The 23367-nt window shown below is 69.0% G+C and carries 15 protein-coding genes; 3 read left to right on the plus strand and 12 right to left on the minus strand.

Going from position 1 to position 23367, the window contains the following annotated elements; genetic code table 11:
• From AC3IPY_RS15480 to rpoB, 12 genes are all read right to left on the minus strand, one after another.
• Complete coding sequence (locus tag AC3IPY_RS15480; protein ID WP_489185154.1) at positions 1 to 747, minus strand: hypothetical protein; 747 nt, start codon at positions 745 to 747, stop codon at positions 1 to 3.
• A complete protein-coding gene (gene pilM, locus AC3IPY_RS15485) occupies positions 744 to 1799 on the minus strand; it encodes a type IV pilus assembly protein PilM (protein ID WP_489185155.1) in 1056 nt (351 codons plus the stop codon). Before pilM ends, AC3IPY_RS15480 begins: the two co-directional genes overlap by 4 nt.
• A 126-nt stretch (positions 1800 to 1925) precedes the next feature.
• Positions 1926 to 2804: a prepilin peptidase gene (locus AC3IPY_RS15490; protein ID WP_489185156.1), complete on the minus strand. Its 879-nt coding sequence runs from the start codon at positions 2802 to 2804 to the stop codon at positions 1926 to 1928.
• The gene (locus AC3IPY_RS15495) at positions 2804 to 4717 is read right to left on the minus strand and encodes a hypothetical protein (protein ID WP_489185157.1); all 1914 of its coding nucleotides are present in this window, start codon (positions 4715 to 4717) and stop codon (positions 2804 to 2806) included. The genes AC3IPY_RS15490 and AC3IPY_RS15495 overlap by 1 nt, the downstream gene beginning before the upstream one ends.
• The gene (locus tag AC3IPY_RS15500; protein WP_489185158.1) at positions 4714 to 5427 is read right to left on the minus strand and encodes a type IV pilus modification PilV family protein; all 714 of its coding nucleotides are present in this window, start codon (positions 5425 to 5427) and stop codon (positions 4714 to 4716) included. The genes AC3IPY_RS15495 and AC3IPY_RS15500 overlap by 4 nt, the downstream gene beginning before the upstream one ends.
• Positions 5424 to 6797: a type IV pilus modification PilV family protein gene (locus AC3IPY_RS15505; RefSeq protein ID WP_489185159.1), complete on the minus strand. Its 1374-nt coding sequence runs from the start codon at positions 6795 to 6797 to the stop codon at positions 5424 to 5426. Before AC3IPY_RS15505 ends, AC3IPY_RS15500 begins: the two co-directional genes overlap by 4 nt.
• Positions 6798 to 6967: 170 nt before the next feature.
• The gene (locus AC3IPY_RS15510) at positions 6968 to 7417 is read right to left on the minus strand and encodes a prepilin-type N-terminal cleavage/methylation domain-containing protein (RefSeq protein ID WP_489185160.1); all 450 of its coding nucleotides are present in this window, start codon (positions 7415 to 7417) and stop codon (positions 6968 to 6970) included.
• A gap of 214 nt (positions 7418 to 7631) precedes the next feature.
• On the minus strand, positions 7632 to 8864 hold the full coding sequence (locus AC3IPY_RS15515) for a type II secretion system F family protein (protein ID WP_489185161.1): 1233 nt from the start codon (positions 8862 to 8864) through the stop codon (positions 7632 to 7634).
• Positions 8864 to 10324: a type IV pilus twitching motility protein PilT gene (locus AC3IPY_RS15520; RefSeq protein WP_489185162.1), complete on the minus strand. Its 1461-nt coding sequence runs from the start codon at positions 10322 to 10324 to the stop codon at positions 8864 to 8866. Before AC3IPY_RS15520 ends, AC3IPY_RS15515 begins: the two co-directional genes overlap by 1 nt.
• 32 nt (positions 10325 to 10356) lie before the next feature.
• On the minus strand, positions 10357 to 12027 hold the full coding sequence (locus AC3IPY_RS15525) for a GspE/PulE family protein (protein WP_489185163.1): 1671 nt from the start codon (positions 12025 to 12027) through the stop codon (positions 10357 to 10359).
• A gap of 341 nt (positions 12028 to 12368) precedes the next feature.
• Positions 12369 to 16265 carry a DNA-directed RNA polymerase subunit beta' gene (rpoC, locus tag AC3IPY_RS15530; RefSeq protein ID WP_489185164.1) on the minus strand — a complete coding sequence of 1299 codons (3897 nt, stop codon included), beginning with the start codon at positions 16263 to 16265 and terminating at the stop codon, positions 12369 to 12371.
• Positions 16266 to 16308: 43 nt separating this feature from the next.
• Entirely contained in the window at positions 16309 to 19797 is a 3489-nt protein-coding gene (rpoB, locus tag AC3IPY_RS15535) for a DNA-directed RNA polymerase subunit beta (protein ID WP_489185165.1), read from the minus strand.
• 268 nt (positions 19798 to 20065) lie between these two features.
• Here rpoB and AC3IPY_RS15540 point away from each other — a divergent pair, with 268 nt between their 5' ends.
• The 3 genes from AC3IPY_RS15540 to AC3IPY_RS15550 all read left to right on the plus strand — a co-directional run bounded on the left by AC3IPY_RS15540 (position 20066) and on the right by AC3IPY_RS15550 (position 23220).
• Entirely contained in the window at positions 20066 to 20998 is a 933-nt protein-coding gene (locus AC3IPY_RS15540) for a hypothetical protein (protein ID WP_489185166.1), read from the plus strand.
• Between the two features lie 5 nt (positions 20999 to 21003).
• A complete protein-coding gene (locus tag AC3IPY_RS15545) occupies positions 21004 to 21855 on the plus strand; it encodes a spermidine synthase (RefSeq protein WP_489185167.1) in 852 nt (283 codons plus the stop codon).
• A 486-nt stretch (positions 21856 to 22341) separates the two neighbouring features.
• A complete protein-coding gene (locus tag AC3IPY_RS15550) occupies positions 22342 to 23220 on the plus strand; it encodes a spermidine synthase (RefSeq protein ID WP_489185168.1) in 879 nt (292 codons plus the stop codon).
• Positions 23221 to 23367: the final 147 nt, after the last annotated feature.

Consider the following 23367-nt stretch of genomic DNA (forward strand, 5'->3'; position numbering starts at 1 on the left):
TCACTCACCGTCCTTCGGGGCGTCGGTCTCGCCCGCCGGTTCGGACGCCGCCTCGGGCGTCTCCGCGAAGCGGTTCGTGAAGACCTCGTCGTCGATGTGCATCGTGATGTTCACGGTGTAGGTGCCGTCCTCGTTGGCGCTCGTCTCACCTGGCAGCGCGTCGGCGTACCCCGGCAGGCCGGCGAGGCCCTCGAGCCAGCGCGGCACGTCGGGCAGCGTCGGGCTCGTCGCGGTGAACGCGATCGTCGCGACACGGGCGCCCTGCAGCGGCGCGGTGGCCTGCGCGTAGGCGGCCATCGGCGTGGCCGAGTCGATGTCGGCCTGCGTGACGACGACACCCTCGGGCAGCGTGGCCTGCACCTGCTGCAGGTAGTCGCGCCAGTCGATCTCGGTCGAGGCGCCGATCTCCTGCGCCGCGGCGACGATCGCCACGTTGCTGCGGAGCTCGCGGATCTCGCCGAACTCGGTCTGCTGCACGAGCAGGTCGGTCGTGGTCTGCTGCGAGAGCGCGAGCTGCACGGCCGCCTGCAGCTGCAGGGCGAAGACGCCGGCGATGGCGAGGGCGGCGACCACCGCGGTGCCCACGATGCCGAGCACGAGGCCCCGACGCATCCGCTTGTCTGCGCGCTCGGTGCGGATCTCGGCCGGCAGCAGGCTCGCTCGGGGCTCGGCGGCGACGATGGCGTCGGCGGCACCGCGGCCGCGCCCGCCACCGCGCCCGGCGCCGCGCCCGCCCTGCCCGCTCATGCCGCGCTCCCGAGCGCGAGGCCGACGGCGACGGCCATATGTCGCGGGTCGCCGGCGAGGCCGGCCTTCTCGATGCGGTGCCCGAGCTTGACCGCGGCGAGCACGTCCACATGTTCGACAGGCAGTCGGGTCAGTTCGCCGAGCGCGGTGGCGAGCCCCTTGAGATGCGCGCCGCCGCCGGTGAGCAGCACTCGCGTCACCGGGTCGTCGGGGTGCGAGTTCTGGTAGTACGCGATCGTGTTGCGGATGGCCGCGAGTTGGCCGCGCACGACGCCGGCGATGACCTCGACCGCGTGCTTGCCGTCGGGGGTCTCGGCGTCGGTGACGCGCAGGCCGAGTTCGCGCTTGATGGACTCGGCGGTCGCGGGGTCGGAGTCGAGCTCCTTCAGCACCTCGGAGGTCACGGTGTTGCCGCCCGTGTGCACGATGCGCACGAACTGCACGACGCCGTCGCTCACGACGAGGGTGGTCGTCGTCTCGGCGCCGATGTCGACGACCGCGACCGTGCTCGTGATGCCCGCCCTCGTGACGAGCGACCGCGTGAGCGCGAACGGGATGAGGTCGACGTCGGTGGCCTTCAGGCCCGCGCCCTGCACGGCGCGCACGTTGCCGAGCACGACGTCCTTCGGGGCGGCGATGAGCAGGCCGCTGACCACCGGGCCCTGCTCGCTCGTGCCCTCGGACTTCGGGTAGAAGTCGAGCACGGCGTCGGCGAGCGCCATGGGCAGCACGTCGCGCGCCTCGAACTGCAGCGAGTTGCGGATCTGCGCGAGCGGCGCCCGCCGCACGGTGAAGTCGCGGGCGAGCACGCGTTCGCCGCCGATGCCGAGCACGACGTCCTTCGTGGTGAATCCGCCGAGCGACCAGAGCGTGCGCACGGCCGCGGCGACGGTGTTGGGTTCGCGCACCTCGCCGCCGACGACCGCGCCCTCGGGCACGGTGATCTCGGCGTAGTGGGTGAGCACGGGGGTCTTGCGCCCGCCCGCGTCGGCGATCTCCGCCGCACGGATCGAGCCGTTGCCGATGTCGATGCCGGCGAGTGTTCGGGCCATCTCGGGTTCCTTCGTTCGGGTCGTGCAGGGTGTTCGGGTGGTGCGGTGCTGCGGTGGCGGTTCTCGGGTCCTGCGGTTCGGGGGGGCGGATGCCGCGGAGCGGGCGGCATCCGCTGCGGTGGTCGCTCAGCCGAATCCCGCGAGGCCGAGGTACCAGGTCGCGATGGATTCGCCGGCGACGATGCCGACCCAGGCGCCCAGGAGCATCCACGGGCCGAACGGAATCGCGGTGCGGCGGCCCGCGCGGCGGGTGAGCAGCAGCACGAGTCCGGCGAGGCCGCCGAGCAGGAACGCGGCGAACGCGCCGACCGCGAGCTCGGCCCAGCCGAAGTACGCGAGCACGAGGCCGAGCACGCCGGCGAGCTTGACGTCGCCCATGCCGAGGCCGCCGCGCGAGACGATCGCCAGCGCGAGGTAGACGGCGAAGAGGCCGACGCCGCCGAGCAGGGCGCGGCCGATCGCGGCCGGGTCGCCCGCGACGAGGGATGCCGCGACCACGAGCGCGCCGAGCAGCACGGCCGCCCACGCCACGATGACGTTCGGCAGGCGCTTGGTGTCGAGGTCGATGAGCGCGAGCGCGATGCTGACGCCCGCGAGCACGAGCATGATCGCGAGGTCGAGCAACTGGTGGGCGAGACCCGCCGTCGTGCCGGCTGCGGCGGGGTCGCCGACCTGCCCGCCCGGTTGCGCGGCGCCGAACGCGACCCACGCTGCGATGGCGGCGAACGCGACGCCCGTGAAGAGCTCGACGAGCGGATACCTCGCCGAGATCGACGCCCCGCAGTCGCGGCAGCGCCCGCGCAGCAGGAGCCAGGAGAGCACCGGAACGTTGTCGTGCGGGCGGATCTCGGAGTGGCACTCGGGGCACGCGCTCGGCGGCGCCACGATCGACCGGCCGGCCGGCACCCGGTAGACGACGACGTTGAGGAACGACCCGATCGCGAGTCCGAGCACCCCGACGGCCGCGACGAGCATCGCGGGCAGGGCGGCGAGCGCGGCGGGCATCAGTTCGGCGCTCCGGTCGACGTGAACGCGGGTGCGGTGGACGCGTACTGCGTGACGCCGTAGGTGGTCGAGGTCGGCGTGAGGAACTTGGGCGGGGCGATCTGGCGGAAGCGTTCGTCGTACCAGTAGTCCTTGTCGTAGCCGACGCCGCCGGTGAGGCCGACCGATCCGCGGAACTTCTGTGCGATGGTGCCGTTCACCGTCAGCGTGCCGCGATTTCCGGTGTCGTAGCTCTGCACCATGAACGTGTGCGCGACCGAGAGAATTGCAGCGTCGATGCGCCGGTTGGTCGTCGTCGTCGACTTGCTGCAGCCCGAGGTTCCTGGAAAAGTGCCGATGCCGGGAGTCGCGGTGCGAGTCACCGCCGTGCAGGTCAGCGGGTCCCAGACCCAGACGGCGTTCTGGCCGATGAGGCCGAGCATGTCGTCGTCGGAGTTGTTGTAGGTCAGGGCGCCGGTCACGTACACGAAGTTCTGTGCGGCCACGGTGATCGCGCCCGTCATGGTGCCCTCCACGTAGACGTCGCCGTTCGCGCAGCCATACGACGGGGCGACCGAACTCTCGGTGGTGGGGGTGATCTCGAGCGGCAGCGGGTATCGGATGAGGGTGGAGCCCGACCCGAACGTCCATCCCGGCGGTTGCGCCGTCGTCGCGGGCCGGCTGCTGCCGTTCGCGGACTGCGCCGAGGTCGCGGCGAGGCAGGCGAAGGTCGCCGGAAGGCTGGCGGCAGAGGTCGTCGGCGTGGGCGTCACGCGATAGTTCGGATCGGTCGCGGTCGTTGGCACGGCCTGGACCCAGATGAGGTTGTGGTCGAGCGGCGACCCCGTCGTCGAGACGGTCGCGCCGCCTGGCGCCCCGAGCTGCCCCGTCGCCGTACCCGGCGTGCCGCATCCGGCAGGGTTCAGGCTGCCCGCGACCCCGGCCGCCGGCTGCGTGTACTTCGTGAGCGGCGAGACGATGCGCACGGTGCCGGTCGAGTTGAAGACGATCCGGGTGGGTCCCGTGTACATGCATCCCGGTCGCGGCACTGTATCGGGCAGGTCGGCGCGTGCCTCGTTGGCGAGCGCGCTGTTCGTGGGCGGCATCGGCATCGGCGCGACCGACACCGGCGCGCCGCCTCCGAAGGTGGGCGCGGCGCAGCCTCCGTTCTCCCAGTTCGGACTGCGCTGGTCACCGGTGGTGATCGAGCCGTCGAACTTCGCCGCGCAGATCTTGAAGGTGTCGTTGGAGTGAATCGGCCCGTGCAGCCAGTCGGAGCTTCCGAACTGGCTGTGGCAGGCCGTGGCGTGGTTGGTCACGTAGTCGTAGGCCGTGGTGCAGGCCGGCCTGATGAGCGGGTCGATCGACTCGAGATCCGTGAAGTAGAGGTAGTCGATGAAGCCCTTCTGCTTGATGCTCACGATGACGCTGCGGGTCGAAGTGCCGACCTTGCCGGTGGAGCGCACACGGATGACGCCCGTGCGGTCGAACTGCGAGTTGTCGACCTCGTAGCGGAAGCTCGCCCGGCCGCCGGACCCGGGCACGCTCGCCCACGCCGCGCCGGCCCCGATGTTGAATGCCGGATTGTCTTTCGGACCCGTCGGCAGCGTGACGGTCGTGGTGCTCGCGTTCGCGATCGTGAAGGGCGACGCCGGATTGCCGTACCTGGCGTACTGGCCGTCATTCGAGAGCCGGCTCGTGAACTCTTCGGCCCCGGCGTAGGCCGCGGCGAGCGCACCGCTCGAGTCGGCATCCGTGGCCGCCTTGCGGATTCCCGAGAGCGAGAAGCTCGCGCCGATGGCGATGAGGATCAGCAGCACGAGCGCGATGCCGATCACCGTGAGCAGGGCGGCGCCACGGTCGTCATCGCGAACACTGCGGATGCCCCGGGCCCCGCTGGCATTGCCCGTGTCGCGGAGCATGCGCCTGGTCATGAGCCCTCCCTCAGGCCGAGGTTCACGAGCGGATACCTCGTGGTGATGACGACCGGGGTCGAGCTCGGGTCGCCGGGCGGAACGACGCTGACGCGCACCTCGATCGTGGCGACGAGCTTGCGCTGCGCGAGCGTCAGCGCTCCGGTTCCGGGATTGAGGGGGCCGCCGTTGACGTCGAAGTAGGTGAACACCGCACCGCCGGTGGTGAGGTTGCCGCCCAGGCGCCGGGTCGAGGCAGGTGTCGGCACGGTCGGGTCGCTGCCGGCGAAGACCCACGTCGACCCCGACGCGGTCGGCATCCAGCGCCGTTCGACGAGCTGCCGATCGGTCGAGATCGCGTACTCCACGAGGGTCGGTTTCGTCGGGCGGTTGGATGCCTCGACCGTCGTCGGTACGCCGATCGCGGCCATGAGCACGAGCCGGTTGGCCCCCGCCACGACGATCGCCGGGTCCGGCTCGGTCGCCCCCGACTTCGGGTTGTTCATGGCGAACCGCGCGACCGACCCGACGGCATTCGCGATGTTCGAGGCGTTGCCGGTCGATTCGTGCACCTCGCCGCTCTGCTCGGTCGCCTTCGTCGTCGAGATGAAGAGGTTGGCCACGACCGTGAGCACGATGCCCATGAGCATGATCGCCACGAGCAGTTCGACGAGGCTGAAGCCCTCGTCGTCGCTGCTTCGCTGGATCGAGCGGATGTCGCGGGCGGTCATGGGGTGATCCCCCGCGGGTCGACGGTGAAGATACCGTTCGCATCGGCGTTTGCGCGGCCCGGGATGACGTTGCTGAGCACCATATTCGTGATAGCAGTGAGTTGGGTGGCGTTCGAGGTAGTACTGGTGCTGTTGGTCTGCGTTGCGTAGATCTTCCAGCTCCCGAAGGGGAGTGCGATTCTCGCTGACGTGATCGTCGTCGTGTTGAAGACGGCCGTCCCGAACGTGAGGGACTGCGGGGAACTCGGGCATGCGGGCTGCCCATCGACGGCAGGACCGGGCTGGCGAACGGCCAGAACGAACGTACGGTCGGCCGCCGGGCGAGTCACCTGCACGATGCCCATCGGGATCTTGATCGCGGCGGCCGTTCCTCCCGGGGACACGGCTTGGCCCGGCCCCCGCTGCCCGCTCGCACCTGTCGTCGGGTCCGCACCCCAGGCCGCGGGATCAGCCACCTGGCATCCGGTATTGCCGGGAGTCGCTGCTGTGTAGTTCCCGGCGAACGCCTGGTATCCACCGGGGAACGGAAAGAGTTTTGTCGACAGAGTTGCCGTGCCCGACGAGTCGGTGATCGCAGCTGGGGAAGGTGTGTAAGTGCCGAGCGTGCTCACGAAATTCGTCTGGAGCGACGTTGGAAACCTGATCGTCGTGTTCGGGAGCGTCAGCGCCGCACGGTTCGTCGCGTACTGCGTGCGGAACGTGCCTGCGTTGTCGTACTGGAACTGGTACGCGGTCGATTGGCCCGCGAGAACGGCGATGTTCCCTGTACCGACCGGCACTCGAGAGGGGCTCGTCTGTGTCGTGTCGAGATAGTCGGTCTTGCTGAGCGAGACGGCGTAGTTTCCAGGCGTGACTCCGAGGACGTAGCTGCAGCCGTCGGCATCGGTCGGCGGGGCGACCGGCGAGCCCGTGCCTGAGATCGTCGGCGTGATGCCGGGCAGGCCGCGACCGTCGGCGCCGAGGACCGAGACGAAGATCGTGCCCTTCGCCGGGTCGTTGATGCGGGTAGCCGGGGCGAGCAGGGTGTCGGCGCGGGCGGCGGCGGCCGTGCGGCCCATGCCGTTCCACGTGACGGTGACGTTCACGCGCTTGTAGCGAAGGGTTCCGCCCGAGGCGGAGCACAGGGCGTCGGAGCCCGACTCGTTCACCCAGGAGGCAAGTCGTTCGATCGTGTAGGTCTCGCCGCGGGTCTCTGTGCGGGTGGCGCTGTAGACGTCGAACGGGTCGCCGACGGCGCGCACCGCGTCGATCTCGGATGCGGCGAGGTTGAGCGCGACCTGACGCGCCTTCGAGTCCTTCGTCGTGCTGAGCGTGAACGTGACCGAGTAGGCGACGCTCACCGCGACGATCGCGAAGACGAGCATCGCCACGAGCACCTCGACGAGGCCGAGGCCGGCGTCGCTGCCGGTCTCGACCTCGTCTGCAGGGTGGGTGCGTGAGAGCACTGGTTTCCTTCGGGCTTCGGGTATGCCGTCAGTTCAGGGAGCGGAGCGTAGCGGGGCGCCGATGCAAGGCGCCCCGCAGGTGAGGCGTGTGCCGACTAGCAGCCCCCGTCAAGGACCGCCGACGACTGAGTGATATGGAAGGTGTGGTCCGGACCGCCGACAGCGCTTACGGCTGAGATGCAGAAGTTCGTCGCACTCTGCGTGCCTGTGACCGCGCCGTAGGCAAGACCAGTTACACCAGAGCTGAGCACAGCTCCATATGGAGCCAAGTTGGAGTTGAGCGCGGTGGGCGTCGGGAGGACGGGAGTTCCCGAGGGGTTCTCGGCGTAGAAGGCGACGGTGGCGATCTTCGCATTCGTAAGGTCGGATTTGGCCGCCGAGTCCTTCGCGCCATCCTGCAGCCCGATGTACACGGGAATGGCGATGGCGACCAGCACGCCGATGATGATGACGACGACCAGGAGCTCGATGAGCGTGAAGCCCTTGTCCTCGTCCTTGAGTTGGGTACGTCGCTCCGCGAGCGACTCCAGAATCCGCTTGATCACGGTGGTTCCATTCTGTCGGGTTTCACCCGGTGGGAGGCCGGCTGTGAGGTGAGTCTAAGAACGCGCTCTCACGGCCATAAGTCCCCCGATGGGTGTCATTTTTCCCTGATCAGCACCCCTTTTCGAGGGTCAATGCAAACGCATGGATGCCACGACGGAAGGCCCGATCGAGATCGGGCTGTCGAGGCATCCGCCCCGCATTCAGGGCTGCGCGTCAGCCGCCCTGCACCGCCGTGGCGATCGAGAAGATGGGCAGGTAGAGCGCGATGACCATGCCGCCGATGACGACGCCGAGCAGGGCGATCATGAGCGGCTCGATGGTGGCCGTGAGCTGCTCGGAGGCCGTCTCGACCTCCTGCTCGTAGAACTCGGCGACCTTGTCGAGCATGGGCTCGAGCGCGCCCGAGTCCTCGCCCACCGACACCATCTGCGTGACCATGGGCGGAAAGACCTGCTCCGCCGCGAGGGGCGCCGCGAGCGACGTGCCCTTGCGCACCTGCTCGCCGACGCGGTCGAGGGCCTGTTCGATGACCCAGTTGCCGGATGTCTCGCCGACGATCTTGAGGGACTGCAGAATGGGCACTCCGGCGCCGGTCATGTTCGAGAGGTTGCGGGCGAAGCGCGCGATCGCGACCTTGCGGGCGAGCGACCCGAACACGGGCGCGCGCAGCTTCCACGGGTCGACGGCGCGGCGCACGCGCGCGGTATGGCGGTTCTGCGACCACCAGATCCACGTCACGAGGGTGATGACGAGCAGCACGGGCAGGATCCACACCATCTGCTCCGAGATCGTGACGAGCACCTGAGTGGGCCACGGCAGCTCGCTGCCCAGGCCGTCGAACATGTCCTTGAAGATCGGCACGATGAATACGAGCATGCCGATGACCGCGAGCACCGCCATGATGAGCACGATCACCGGGTAGGTCAGCGCCGAGCGGATGGCGGCGCGCAGCTTGACCTCCTTCTCGAAGGTCTCGGCGACCGAGGCGAGCGCACGGTCGAGGAATCCGCCGGTCTCGCCGGCGCGCATCATGCTGATCATGATCGGCGGGAACGTGTGGTCGAACGCCGCGAACGACTCCGACACCGACGAGCCGCGCTCGACCTCGTCGCGCACCTTCGTGAGGATGCGCTGCAGGTTCTTCGAGGAGGTCTGCGTCTCGAGCACCGACAGGGTGCGCAGAATCGACAGGCCCGCCCCGATCATGGTCGCCATCTGCCGCGCCATGACCGCGAGGTCCTTCAGGGCGACCTGGTCGGATCCCCCGCCGAACGAGATCTCGCGCTGCAGCCCGGTTCCGGGCGGCGCCTCCTCGATCGAGACGGGCGCCAACCCCATGACCGCCAGGCGACCCGCCACCGACGACTCGCTCGCGGCATCCATTCGGCCCTTGACGAGCTTGCCGCCCGGGTCGCGGCCGACGTAGGTGTACTGGGCGGTGGCCATCAGCGAACCCCCTTCGTGTACTCGTCGCCGAAGTCGACCTCGCCGAGCGCCTGCGCGTTCGTGCGCGTGACGTCGCCGCTGCGGCGCACGAGCTGCTCGAACGCATCGGGGTCGTGCGCCTTCTCGAGGGCGACGCGGCGCGTGATCACCGCAGCGTCGACGAGGGCGGCGAGCGACTGGTCCATGGTCTGCATGCCGAGATCGCGGCCGCTGAGCATCGAGGATGCCACCTGGAAGGTCTTGCCCTCGCGGATGAGGTTCGCGATGGCCGGCGTCATGACGAGCACCTCGGTGGCGATCGTGCGGCCCTCGCCCGTGGCGCGACGCACGAGGGTCTGGCAGACGATGCCCTGGAGCGTCGCGGCGAGCTGCTGGCGCACCTGCCCCTGCTGATGCGGCGGGAAGACGTCGATGATGCGGTCGATGGTCTGCGGGGCGTCCTGCGTGTGCAGCGTCGCGAACACGAGGTGACCGGTCTCGGCCGCGGTGAGGGCCGCCGAGATGGTCTCGAGGTCGCGCAGCTCGCCGATGAGGATGACGTCGGGGTCCTGCCGCAGGGCGAACTTCAGCGCCGACGCGAAGCTGTGCGTGTCGGGGCCCACCTCGCGCTGGTGCACGATCGAGCGCTTGTGCTCGTGCAGGAACTCGATCGGGTCCTCAACGGTGATGATGTGGTCGGCGCGCGTGCGGTTGATGAGGTCGATGAGCGCCGCGAGCGTCGTCGACTTGCCCGAACCCGTGGGGCCCGTCACGAGCACGAGCCCGCGCGGCAGCGTCGCGAACTGCTCGACCGTCTTCGGCACGCCGAGCGCCGCGAGGTCCTTGATGTCGGCCGGGATGAGGCGGAACGCCGCCCCCATCGACCCGCGGTGCATCGAGTAGTTCACGCGGAAGCGCTGCTCGGGCGACACCGCGAACGAGAAGTCGAGCTCGAGGTCGCGCTCGAAGGCCGCGGCCTGCTCGGGCGTGAGCAGGCTCCTCAGCGCTTCGCGCACGCGCTCGGCGTCCCACGCCGGGCCGGTCGCCTGCCGCAGCCCGCCGTCGACGCGGAACGTCGGCGCCGCGCCCACCGCGATGTGCAGGTCGGAGACCGCCGGCAGCTGCACCTGGCGCAACGCGTTCACGATCGCCTCGTCGGCGCCCGCGAGCGCCGCCTCCTCAGCCGGGGTCAGCGGCACGACCGAGGCCGTGCGGCCCGTGGCATCCCACGTCGGCACCGCGCGGCGGCCCTCCGGGATGATCGGCAGCAGGCCCGGGTCGGCGTCGGGCGTCTGGCCCTCGGGCCAGACGTGCCTGGGCTCGGTGTCCTGGGTGGCGGGGTTCTGAACGCCGGGGTTCTGCACGCCCGCGCCGAGCAGCGATGACGCGACGCCGAAGCCGCTGCTCGCGGCATCCGTCGCCCAGGGGTCGCCCCCCGCATCGAGCGGTTCATCGGCCCAACGCTGCTCCGGTGCATTCATTCGCGTGCCTCTCTGCCGCCTGCCTGCCGTCGCTAGATTGCGACGCGCAGGACCTCTTCGATCGAGGTGACGCCGGCGCGCACCTTGGCCCAGCCGTCGTCGCGCAGCGAGCTCATGCCGTTGCGCCTCGCCGTCGCACCGATCTCGCTCGCCGCCGCCCGAGCCACGGCCAGTCGCTCGAGCTCCTCGTCGACCTCCATGACCTCGTGCAACGCGATGCGGCCCTTGTACCCCGTCTTCGCGCAGGCCTGGCAGCCGACCGCGCCGAAGACCTCGGGCACCTCGGCATCGGCGTCGAGGGCGAAGCGCATCGCCCTGAGCTCATCGCGCGTGACCTCGACGGGCGCCTTGCACCGGTCGCACAGGCGACGCGCGAGACGCTGGGCGACCACGCAGTCGACCGCCGAGCCCACGAGGAACGGCTCGACACCCATCTCGGTCAGGCGCACCACCGCGCTCGCGGCATCGTTCGTGTGCAGCGTCGAGAGCACCAGGTGACCCGTGAGGGATGCCTCGATGGCGATCTGCGCCGTCTCGCGGTCGCGGATCTCGCCGACGAGCACGATGTCGGGATCGGACCGCAGGATGCTGCGCAGCGCGCTCGCGAACGTCAGGCCCGCCTTCTGGTTCACCTGCACCTGGTTGATGCCGTTCATGCGGTACTCGACCGGATCCTCGACCGTGATGACGTTGACCTCGGTGCGCGCCACGGCGTTCAGCGTCGCGTACAGCGTCGTCGACTTGCCCGAGCCGGTCGGCCCCGTCACGAGGATCATGCCGTGCGGCTTGCGGTACGAGCGCTCGTACACCGCCTGGTTCTCATCGCTCAGGCCGAGGTCCTGCAGGTCGAGGCTCGCATGCGAGTTGTCGAGAATACGCATGACGACCTTCTCGCCCCACACCGTGGGCAGCGTCGCCACGCGCACGTCGACCTTGCGGCCGCCGACGACCGCCGACATCCGCCCGTCCTGCGGCTTGCGACGCTCAGCGATGTCGATGTCGGCCATGATCTTCAGGCGCGAGATCACGCCGCTCTGAATGCTCTTCGGCGTGCTCTGCATCTCGTGCAGCACGCCGTCGATGCGGTACCGCACCCGCAGCGAATGCTCCTGCGGTTCGATGTGGATGTCGGATGCCGCGTCGGCGATCGCCTGCGACACGAGCACGTTGACCAGCCTGACGATCGGCGCGTCGTCATCGGCGTCGGCGACCTGGAACGCGTCGGTGAGGGAAGCCTCGGCCTCGCCCTCGAGGGTGGTGGCGAGGTCGAGGAGCTCCTCATCCGCACGGTGGTACCGGTCGATCATGCTGAGCAGTTCGGCCCGATCGGCGACGACCGGGCTCACCTGGAGGCCGGATTCGACGCGTACGTCGTCGAGCGCGAACACGTCGCCCGGCGTGGCCATCGCCAGGATGATCGTGTCGCTCGTCACCGCGATCGGCAGCACCGAATGCCGCCGGCACGTCGTGGGGCCGACGAGGTCGACCGCCTCCTGCTCGACGGGGTACTCGAGCAGGTCATCGATGAACGGCACGCCCGCCTGCGCGGCCCGCGCCCGCTGCAACTGGTTCTCGGTGATGAGACCGCGCGTCACGAGGGAACGCACCGCGCGCTCGTCGGAATCGTCGACCGAGGTGATCTCGTGCAGGTGCTCGTAGGGCACGTCGCCCTGCAGGATCAGGATCTCTCCGAGGACAGCCATTGTCGCTCCGCACGATCGGTCGGAGCGGCCGTCGGGTCGACCACCGCACCGAAGTGTGAAGCACGCGGATCGGGTTCCGCATGTGCGGCAACCATAGGTTCGGCCCTCTCCGGCCGTCAGTCCCCAGAGCGGGGGCCTCCCGAACGGGTCGCGCCGGGGTCTCGCCTCGTGCGACGTCTTCCGGCCTGGAGGCAGGTCGGCAGGCGCCCTCCACCCCGCAAGAGGTTGCGGGAGGCGCAGTCACGCCGGGTCGCGGCATCCGCCCCGGTAGAACGCCGCTGGAACGCCGAACGGCCCCCGATCCGCAATGGATCGGGGGCCGTTCGTGGAGCGATTCGCGCCTAGCTGTAGTTGCCGGGCGTGAAGTCGTCGTTCGAGAATGCGTCGAAGTCGACGAAGCTCAGGTCGCCCTCGGTGAACGAGGCGTCGTCGGTGAAGATGCGGTTGGGGTACCGCTCCGCCTTCGCCTCTTCGGTCGCCTCGACCGCCACGTTCCGGTACCGGTTCAGACCGGTGCCCGCGGGGATCAGCTTTCCGATGATCACGTTCTCCTTGAGGCCGACCAGCGGGTCGGACTTGCCCTCCATGGCGGCCTGCGTGAGCACGCGGGTCGTCTCCTGGAAGGACGCGGCCGAGAGCCACGACTCGGTCGCCAGCGAAGCCTTGGTGATGCCCATGACCTCTTGGCGGGCCGACGCCGTCTTCTTGCCCTCGGTGAGCGTGGCGCGGTTGATCTCGTTGTACTTCGACCGGTCGACCAGCTCGCCGGGGAGCAGGTCGGTGTCGCCGTGGTCGACGACGGTGACCTTGCGGAGCATCTGACGGACGATGACCTCGATGTGCTTGTCGTGGATCGGCACACCCTGCGAGCGGTAGACGCCCTGCACACCGTCGACGAGGTGCTTCTGCACCTCGCGCACGCCCTTGACGCGGAGGACCTCCTTGGGGTCCACCGTGCCGACGATGATCTGCTGACCGAGCTCGACGTGCTGTCCGTCTTCGACCAGGAGGGTCGAACGCTTGAGCACGTTGTACGCGATCGGCTCGTCGCCGTTGTCGGGCGTGAGGATGACCTTGCGCTGACGGTCGGACTCGTCGATGGTGATGCGACCGGCGGCCTCGACGATGGGCGACGCACCCTTGGGGGTACGCGCCTCGAAGAGCTCCTGCACGCGGGGAAGACCCTGCGTGATGTCATCGGCCGAAGCCGAACCACCGGTGTGGAAGGTACGCATCGTGAGCTGCGTGCCGGGCTCACCGATCGACTGGGCCGCGATGATGCCGACCGCCTCGCCGATGTCGACGAGCTTGCCGGTCGCGAGCGAACGGCCGTAGCACTTCGCGCACACGCCGACGGCGGACTCGCAGGTCAGCACCGAGCGCACCTTGATCGACTCGACGCCGGCCGCGATGAGCTTGTCGATGAGCACGTCACCGACGTCTTCACCGGCCTCGGCGACGACCTCGCCCTTGGCGTTCACGGCGTCTGCCGCGAGCGAACGGGCGAACACGGAGTTCTCGACGTTCGGGTCGCGCACGAGCACGCCCTCGGAGTCGACCGCACCGATCGGCAGGTTGAGGCCCTTGCCGGTGCCGCAGTCCTCTTCACGGATGATGACATCCTGTGAGACGTCGACGAGTCGACGCGTGAGGTAACCCGAGTCGGCGGTACGGAGAGCCGTGTCGGCCAGACCCTTGCGGGCACCGTGCGTCGCGATGAAGTACTCCGCCACCGACAGACCCTCGCGGTACGAGGAGATGATCGGGCGGGGGATGATCTCACCCTTCGGGTTGTTCACGAGACCGCGCATACCGGCGATGTTGCGAACCTGGAGCCAGTTACCACGAGCACCCGACGTGACCATGCGGTTGATGGTGTTGTCGGTCGGGAAGTTCTCCTGCATGGCCTTGGCGACCTCGTCGGTGGCCTTCGTCCAGATCTGGATGAGCTCTTGACGACGCTCGGCGTCGGTCGTGAGGCCCTTCTCGAACTGCGACTGCACCTTCGCGGCGAGCTTCTCGTAGCGGCCGACGATCTCGCCCTTGGTGGGGGGCGTGATGATGTCGGACAGCGCCACGGTGACGCCCGAGCGGGTCGCCCAGCGGAAGCCGGCGTCCTTGATGCGGTCGAGGGTCGCGGCGACCTCGGTCTTCGGGTAGCGCTCGGCGAGGTCGTTGACGATCGCCGAGATCTGGCCCTTGCCGGCCTGCTCGTTGAAGAACGGGTAGTCGACCGGGAGCGCCTCGTTGAAGAGCGCACGGCCGAGCGTGGTCTCCATGAGGTACGGCTTGCCCTCGACGAACTTCTCGGGGGCCTCGCCCTCGGCGAAGTGCACGCCGTCGAGACGGATGCGCACGGTCGCGTTGAGGTCGAGCTCGATCTGACCCGGACGGTTCTGGTCGAACGCGAGGATCGCCTCGGCGATCGACGAGAACGCACGGCCCTCGCCGGCTGCGCCGGGCTTGTGGGTCGTCAGGTGGTGCAGACCGATGATCATGTCCTGCGAGGGCAGGGTCACCGGACGACCGTCGGACGGCTTCAGGATGTTGTTCGACGCGAGCATCAGGATGCGCGCCTCGGCCTGGGCCTCGACCGACAGCGGAAGGTGCACGGCCATCTGGTCGCCGTCGAAGTCCGCGTTGAACGCGGCGCAGACGAGCGGGTGGAGCTGGATGGCCTTGCCCTCGACGAGCTGCGGCTCGAACGCCTGGATGCCGAGACGGTGCAGGGTGGGTGCGCGGTTCAGCAGCACGGGGCGCTCGCGGATGATCTCCTCGAGGACGTCCCACACGTGCGGGTTCGAACGCTCCACCATGCGCTTGGCGGCCTTGATGTTCTGAGCGTGGCTCAGGTCGATCAGGCGCTTGATGACGAACGGCTTGAAGAGCTCCAGCGCCATCTGCTTGGGCAGACCGCACTGGTGCAGCTTCAGCTGCGGGCCGACGACGATGACCGAACGACCCGAGTAGTCGACGCGCTTGCCGAGCAGGTTCTGGCGGAAGCGACCCTGCTTGCCCTTGAGCATGTCGCTCAGGGACTTGAGGGCGCGGTTGCCGGTACCGGTGACGGGGCGACCACGACGACCGTTGTCGAACAGTGCGTCGACGGCCTCTTGGAGCATGCGCTTCTCGTTGTTCACGATGATCTCGGGAGCACCGAGGTCGAGCAGGCGACGCAGGCGGTTGTTGCGGTTGATCACACGACGGTAGAGGTCGTTGAGGTCGGAGGTCGCGAAGCGGCCACCGTCGAGCTGCACCATCGGGCGCAGCTCGGGCGGGATCACCGGAACGACGTCGAGCACCATGGCTGCAGGCGAGTTGCCCGTCTGCAGGAAGGAGCTCACGACGCGCAGGCGCTTGATGGCGCGGATCTTCTTCTGGCCCTTGCCCTCGGCGATCTGCAGGCGCAGGTCGTCGGCCTCGGCCGCGAGGTCGAACGCGAGGAGGCGCTTCTTGATGGCCTCGGCGCCCATGTAGGCGTCGAAGTACATGCCGAAGCGGTCCTGCAGCTCGTGGAAGACGGAGTCTTCGGGCTTGAGGTCGCCGACCTTGAGGGTGCGGAAGTCCTCCCACACGCGCTCGAGGTGCGCGATCTGCTCGTCGCCCGACTTGCGGACGCCGGTCATCTCCTTGTCGGCGGCGGCCTCGGCGCGCTTGCGCACGTCGGACTTGGCGCCCTCGGCCTCGAGGGCCGCGAGGTCGTCCTCCTTGCGCTTCATGAGCTCGGCGATGCGCGCGTCGCGCTGGTCGCCGATCGTCTTGATCTCGAGTCGGATCTCGTTCTCGAGGCCGGGCATGTCGGCGTGACGACCTTCGTCGTCGACGTCGATGACCATGTAGGCCGCGAAGTAGATGACCTTCTCGAGGTCCTTCGGCGCCATGTCGAGCAGGTAGCCGAGGCGCGAGGGAACACCCTTGAAGTACCAGATGTGGGTCACGGGAGCGGCGAGCTCGATGTGGCCCATGCGCTCACGGCGCACGGAGGACTTGGTGACCTCCACGCCGCAGCGCTCGCACACGATGCCCTTGAAGCGAACGCGCTTGTACTTGCCGCACGCGCACTCCCAGTCACGGCTCGGGCCGAAGATCTGCTCACCGAACAGACCGTCCTTCTCGGGCTTCAGGGTGCGGTAGTTGATCGTCTCGGGCTTCTTGACCTCACCGTAGGACCACTTGCGGATGTCCTCTGCCGTGGCCAGACCGATGCGAAGCTCGTCAAATGTGGTTGCGTCGAGCAATTTCTCTCCTTGGAAAGTCTCTGTAGTCGTCTACTGGCCAGGCTTAGATCTCGTCGATGTTCGACGACTCGAAGCGCGCGGAGATGTTGATGCCGAGCTCTTCCGCAGCGCGGAATGCCTCGTCATCGGTGTCGCGGAGGGAGACCGCGGTGCCGTCGGCCGAGAGCACCTCGACGTTCAGGCAGAGCGACTGCATCTCCTTCATGAGCACCTTGAAGGACTCGGGGATGCCGGGCTCCTGGATGTTCTCGCCCTTGACGATGGCCTCGTACACCTTGACGCGGCCGAGGATGTCGTCGGACTTGATCGTGAGGAGCTCCTGGAGCGCGTATGCGGCGCCGTAGGCCTCGAGGGCCCACACCTCCATCTCACCGAATCGCTGACCACCGAACTGCGCCTTACCACCGAGCGGCTGCTGGGTGATCATCGAGTACGGGCCCGTCGAGCGCGCGTGGATCTTGTCGTCGACGAGGTGGTGCAGCTTCAGGATGTACATGTAGCCGACCGAGACCGGGTACGGGAAGGGCTCGCCCGAACGGCCGTCGAAGAGCTGCGTCTTGCCGGTCGAGTCGATGAGGCGCTCACCGTCGCGGTTGGGGAGCGTCGAGTCGAGCAGACCGGCGATCTCCTCCTCGAACGCACCGTCGAACACCGGGGTCGCGACCTTGGTGCCCGGGGCGGCCTCGTGCGCCGCCTTCGGCAGCTTCTTGGCCCACGACGGGTTGCCCTCGACCTTCCAGCCCTGCTTGGCGACCCACCCGAGGTGGGTCTCGAGCACCTGGCCGAAGTTCATTCGACCGGGGATGCCGAGCGGGTTCAGGATGACGTCGACGGGGGTGCCGTCTGCGAGGAACGGCATGTCCTCGACCGGGAGGATCTTCGAGATGACGCCCTTGTTGCCGTGGCGTCCGGCGAGCTTGTCGCCCTCGGTGATCTTGCGCTTCTGGGCGATGTAGACGACCACGCGCTGGTTGACGCCCGAGCCGAGCTCGTCGTCGTTCTCGGAGGAGAACTCCTTGACGGCGATGATGGTTCCCTGCTCACCGTGGGGCACCTTCAGCGACGTGTCGCGAACCTCGCGGCTCTTCTCGTTGAAGATCGCGCGGAGCAGGCGCTCCTCGGCCGAGAGCTCGGTCTCGCCCTTCGGCGTGACCTTGCCGACGAGGATGTCGCCTGGGCGCACCTCGGCGCCGATGCGGATGATGCCGCGCTCGTCGAGGTCGGCCAGCAGGTCGGGGCTGACGTTGGGGAGGTCACGGGTGATCTCCTCCTTGCCGAGCTTCGTGTCGCGGGCGTCGACCTCGTACTCCTCGATGTGGATCGACGAGAGCACGTCGTCCTTCACGAGGTTCTGGCTGAGGATGATCGCGTCCTCGAAGTTGTGACCCTCCCACGGCATGAACGCCACGAGGAGGTTCTTGCCGAGCGCGAGCTCGCCGTTGTCGGTCGCAGGACCGTCGGCGATGACCTCGCCGACCTCGATGCGCTCGCCGGCCGTGACGACGACGCGGTTGTTGTACGAGGTGCCCTGGTTCGAGCGGTCGAACTTGCGCAGGTAGTAGGTCTGCGTTCCGCCCTGGTCGAGCTGCACGGTGACGGCGTCGGCCGAAACCTCGGTGACGACACCGGCCTTGTCGGCGGTGACCACGTCGCCGGCGTCGATGGCCGCGTAGCCCTCCATGCCGGTGCCGACGAACGGCGAGTCGCTGCGGAGCAGCGGCACGGCCTGACGCTGCATGTTCGCACCCATGAGGGCGCGGTTCGCGTCGTCGTGCTCGAGGAACGGGATGAGGGAGGTACCGACCGACACCATCTGGCGCGGCGAGACGTCCATGTAGCCGATCTCGTCGGCGGGGATGAGGTCGACCTCGCCGCCGGTCTTACGGGCGAGGACGCGGTCTTCCTGGAAGTGCCCGTCGGACTTGAGCGGCGCGTTGGCCTGGGCGATGACCTCGCCGGCCTCTTCCATCGCGGTGAGGTACTCGATCTCGTCGGTGACCTTGCCCGCGACGACCTTGCGGTACGGCGTCTCGATGAAGCCGAACGAGTTGATGCGCGCGAACGACGCGAGCGAGCCGATGAGGCCGATGTTCGGGCCTTCAGGGGTCTCGATCGGGCACATGCGGCCGTAGTGCGACGGGTGGACGTCACGGACCTCGACGCCGGCGCGGTCTCGCGAGAGACCGCCGGGGCCGAGCGCCGAGAGGCGACGCTTGTGGGTCAGGCCCGCGAGCGGGTTGTTCTGGTCCATGAACTGCGAGAGCTGCGACGTGCCGAAGAACTCCTTGATCGCGGCGACGACGGGTCGCACGTTGATCAGGGTCTGCGGGGTGATCGCCTCGATGTCCTGCGTGGTCATGCGCTCGCGGACGACGCGCTCCATGCGGGACAGGCCGGTGCGGACCTGGTTCTGGATCAGCTCGCCCACCGCACGGATGCGACGGTTGCCGAAGTTGTCGATGTCGTCGACGTCGAGGCGCAGCTCGATGGCCTTGCCGTTGCGACGGCCGGGCAGCGTGGTGCGCTCGTCGTGCAGGGCGACGAGGTACTTGATGGTCGCGACGATGTCTTCGACGGTCAGCACCGAGTCGGTGAGGGGCGCCTCGAGACCGAGCTTGTTGTTGATCTTGTAGCGACCCACCTTGGCGAGGTCGTAGCGCTTCGGGTTGAAGTAGAAGTTGTCGAGGAGCGCACGCGCGGCCTCGGCAGCGACCTGCTCGCCCGGACGCAGCTTGCGGTAGATGTCCTTGAGCGCCTCTTCCTTCGTGAGGATGTTGTCCTTCTCGAGGGTGAGGGCGATCGACTCGTAGCCGGCGAACTGCTCGAGGATCTCTTCGCTCGTGAGGCCGAGGGCCTTGAGGAAGACCGTGACGGACTGCTTGCGCTTGCGGTCGATGCGCACGCCGACCTGGTCGCGCTTGTCGATCTCGAACTCGAGCCAGGCACCGCGGCTGGGGATGACGCGAGCGGAGTAGATGTCCTTGTCGGACGTCTTCTCGGGGGTGCGCTCGAAGTACACACCGGGCGAACGCACGAGCTGCGAGACGACGACGCGCTCGGTGCCGTTGATCACGAAGGTGCCGCGCGCGGTCATGAGCGGGAAGTCGCCCATGAAGACCGTCTGCGTCTTGATCTCACCCGTGAGGTGGTTCATGAACTCGGCGTTCACGTAGAGCGGGGCGGAGTAGGTCTTGCCCTTCTCCTTGCACTCGTCGATCGTGTACTTCGGCGGCTCGAGCTCGGGGTTCGTGAACGAGAGCTGCATGGTCTCGCCGAGGTCCTCGATCGGGGAGATCTCCTCGAAGATCTCCTCCAGACCAGTGGCCTCTGGCAGGTCCTTGCGGCCGGCCTCGACGGCCTCCTCGACGCGAGCCTTCCACGCGTCGTTGCCGACGAGCCAGTCGAAGCTCTCGGTCTGCAGGGCGAGCAGGTCGGGTACGGTGAGGGTGTCGGTGACCTTGGCGAACGAGAGACGGCTTGCACCGCGTCCGTTCTTGGGAGTGGGCGTGGTCGCGTTGCGCGCAGCAGCCAAGTGAATAACCTCCATCGGCCCCGTCGGGCCGGTTCACTGTCGGTAGCGGAGAAAATTGCCCCGAGACGCGTGCCGATGCCGGGGGATGAACCCGGCATACGAAGCCGACCGCAATATGAAGGCATAGTGGGTCTGGGAGCGCAAAGGTTAACCATATACTTTGCGACTCGCCATGTCCAGTCGATTCTTGATTTGTGCGACGGTCTCAGGTATAACCCAGATTTCGGATGCCGCGCACTATCCTGAGCCTCGATCAGAGGGGCTCGACATGACCGAGAACGCCGGCGGTTCCGCCGATTCCGCCGCCCACGCGGCATCCGTCCACGCGCCGGTCGAAGCGCCGGCCGACGCACCCGCCGGGGCGCCGGTCACGACATCCGCCGCTCGTCGCCCTCCCCTGCAGGGGCTGCGCCGAACCGCGATCGTCGTGCTCGTCGTGTCGGTCACGATCACCGCGGCGATCGGCATCTTCACCCTGCTGAACGGGGAGTTCGGCGACGTGCAGGGCCGCATCCTGAGCACGACCCTCTTCGTCGCCCTGTTCAGCGTGCTGGCCCTCTGCCACCTCGCGGTCGTCGGGCGCCCGGTGCGCGTCGTCGGCTTCGTCGGGCTGGCCGTGAGCGCGGTGGCACTGGTCACCGGCATCCTCGTCGTCTGGCTTCCGTGGGAGAACCCCGTCGTCTCCGATCTCTGGCGGGTGCTCGGCGTGAGCGCCATCGTCGCGGCGAGCCTCGCCCAGGCGAACCTGCTCCTGCTGCTGGCCTCGCGTCGCCGCACGGTGATCCGGGTGGGGCTCGCGATCACGCTGGCCGCGATCGCGGTCGTCGCGATCATGTCCTGCCTGCCGCTCGTGTTCGACGGCGTGCCCGGCGAGCACTGGGAGACCTACTGGCGCTGGATGGGCGTGGCCGCCATCGTCGACGCGCTCGGCACGATCGCGCTCCCCGTGCTCGGGCTGCTCGTGCGCGACCCTGCCGACGGCGCCGGGGCGACGGATGCCTCGGGGCCGGCGGGTTCGGTCGGGGCGACGGATGCCTCGGGGCCGGCGGCCCGGGCATCCGCTCGCTCTGCGCTGGACGAGCGGATCGAAGCCCTCACCGCGACGACCGGACTCGACCGGGAGGCGCTGCTGCACGCGGCGCTCGACGACTTCGAGGCCCGGCGGCCGGCCGCCGCGGCTGCGCCGGCCGACCCGAGCTGAGCCCCGTGGAGCACCCGCGCATCGAGTTCGAGACCGACGTCTTCAGCGCGAGCGGGCTGACGCTGCTCGTCGACGGATCGGCCCAGTCGCACGTCGACCTCGCCGAGCCCACGCGCCTGTTCTTCGAGTACGTGCGCCGAATCGGGCATGTGATCGACCACCACGCCGCTGCGGGGCATCCGATCGAGGTGCTGCACCTGGGCGGCGGCGCGCTGACGCTCCCCCGCTACGTCGCGGCCACCCGGCCGGGCTCGCGACAGGTCGTCGTGGACTTCGACGGCGAGCTCGTCGACGTGGTGCGGGCGAGAGCGCCGTGGCCCGCCTCGTCGGGCATCGAGGTGCGCATCGCCGACGCGGTCGACGCGGTGGCCGATGCTGCGGCGCGCAGCGAGCGGTTCGACCTCGTGATCATCGACCTCTACACGCAGCTCGATGCGCCGGGCTTCGTCGATGATCCGGAATTCCTCGGCGCCTGCCTCGGCCTGCTTCGATCCGGCGGACTCGTCGTCGTCAACATCGCGGATGCCGCGGGGCTCGCGCGTCTTCGCACCGCGGCCCGCGCCTTCGCCCGCGCCGCACCCGGCGGAGCGCTGCTCGCGGCGGGCGATGCGGCCGTGCTCGACGGATCCGAGGAGGGCAACACGATCCTCGTCGCCGCGCCGGCGGGCGCGGGCGGGGGCGTCGGCACGGGTGAGAGCGTCGGCACGGGTGAGAGCGCGGCCGCCAGCTCGGGCGCGAGTTCGAGTTCGGGCGCGTTGCGGGCGGGACTCGGTGAACGGCTCGCCGCGGGAGGGCCGTTCCCGGCGACCGTGCTCGAGGGTGCGCGGCTCGACTTCGTGCTGTGGGGCGCCTGCTGAGCTGCGGGCGGGCCCGGATGGAGTCTCTCCGGAGCGGGTCTCTCCGGAGCGGGCTCTCTCCGGAGAACACGGTGATGAAGTGGTGGAGTGGTGGCCGTCTCCAGAATGACCCCCGCTGTCCGGCGCGCCCTCCCGCGAACCTGTAGCCATGCAGCCATGCAGCCATGCAGCCATGCAGCCATGCAGCCATGTAGCCAGCGTTTCAGCAGCGACTCCCCCGCCCACCGGTCGAATGGCGCAGCGCAACGAGACCCGCCGGTCGAATGGCGCAGCACATCGAGACCCCGTCCCACGGGTCTCGATACGGCGCCGGCGCGCCTACTCGACCCGCCCGGCGCGGGCACGCATACTCGGCCGACCGACCTACTCGACCGGCCGACCTACTCGACCGGCCCGGCCCCGGCGCGACTACTCGACCGGCCCGACGCGGGCGCGACTACGCGACCGACCGCGGGGCGGGAGGCGTGGCGCGGTAGCGTGGCATCCGTGCCCCCAGCCTCCGGATCCGACCCCGACGCCAGCCTCGAACGCCGGCTCTCGGTGAGCGGGCACCTCGCGCATCTCGAGGAGTCGCGGCAGGTGCCCGGATCGTGGACCCTCTACGTCGACGGCACGCCGCAGTCGCATGTCGAGCTCGACCGACCCGACTGGCTCGGGTTCGAGTACGTGCGCCGCATCGGGCACGCCGTCGACCTCGTCGCGCCCGATGGCGAGGCGATCACGGCGCTGCACCTCGGAGGCGGGGCGCTCACGCTCCCCCGGTACGTCGCGACGACGAGGCCGGGCTCGCGGCAGCAGGTGATCGAGCTCGAGTCCGAACTCGTCGACCTCGTGCGCGAGCACCTTCCGCTGCCGCGCGGCGCACAGGTGCGCGTGCGCCACGGCGACGCCCGCGAGGTGCTCGCGAAGCTTCCGGCGGGCCTCGATGGCGCCGTCGACATCGCGATCGTCGACATCTTCTCGGGGGCGCGCACGCCGGCGCATGTCACAAGCACCGAGTTCTACGAGCTGCTCGCGAAGCGCCTGGCGCCGCAGGGCATCGCCGTCGCGAACGTCGCCGACGGCGCCGGCCTCGCCTTCGCCAGGTCGCAGGCCGCCACGCTTGCGCACGTCTTCGAGCATGTCGCCCTCGCGGCCGACGCGTCCATGCTCAAGGGACGCCGGTTCGGCAACGTCGTCATGTACGCCTCGAACGCCGAACTGCCGTTCGCAGGCCTGCCGCGACGCCTCGCGAGCGATCCGGCCCCGGCGCGCATGGTCGACGGCGCCGAGCTCCGCAACTTCATCGCCGGCGCCCCCGTCGTCACGGACGCCACAGCCGTGCCGTCGCCGCCTCCGGCACGCTCCATCTTCCTCAAGCGCTGAGCACCGCACGCGTACTGGACGAGCTCCGACCGCCGCCCGCCGCACCGCGCCGCACACGCACCGCGCTTTGCTCGCACCGCGCTCGCACCGCGCTCGCACCGCGCCCGCACCGCGCTCGCACCGCGCCCGCACCGCGCCCGCACCGCG

The organism is Agromyces sp. GL_144 (genome assembly GCF_057834305.1).

Bases quoted from the DNA above. Each gene is read 5' to 3' on its own strand.
- AC3IPY_RS15520 (WP_489185162.1), bottom strand. From the start codon at position 10,324: ATGAATGCACCGGAGCAGCGTTGGGCCGATGAACCGCTCGATGCGGGG.
- AC3IPY_RS15540 (WP_489185166.1), top strand. From the start codon at position 20,066: ATGACCGAGAACGCCGGCGGTTCCGCCGATTCCGCCGCCCACGCGGCA.
- AC3IPY_RS15495 (WP_489185157.1), bottom strand. From the start codon at position 4,717: ATGACCAGGCGCATGCTCCGCGACACGGGCAATGCCAGCGGGGCCCGG.
- AC3IPY_RS15515 (WP_489185161.1), bottom strand. From the start codon at position 8,864: ATGGCCACCGCCCAGTACACCTACGTCGGCCGCGACCCGGGCGGCAAG.
- AC3IPY_RS15525 (WP_489185163.1), bottom strand. From the start codon at position 12,027: ATGGCTGTCCTCGGAGAGATCCTGATCCTGCAGGGCGACGTGCCCTAC.
- AC3IPY_RS15480 (WP_489185154.1), bottom strand. From the start codon at position 747: ATGAGCGGGCAGGGCGGGCGCGGCGCCGGGCGCGGTGGCGGGCGCGGC.
- AC3IPY_RS15500 (WP_489185158.1), bottom strand. From the start codon at position 5,427: ATGACCGCCCGCGACATCCGCTCGATCCAGCGAAGCAGCGACGACGAG.
- AC3IPY_RS15490 (WP_489185156.1), bottom strand. From the start codon at position 2,804: ATGCCCGCCGCGCTCGCCGCCCTGCCCGCGATGCTCGTCGCGGCCGTC.
- pilM (WP_489185155.1), bottom strand. From the start codon at position 1,799: ATGGCCCGAACACTCGCCGGCATCGACATCGGCAACGGCTCGATCCGT.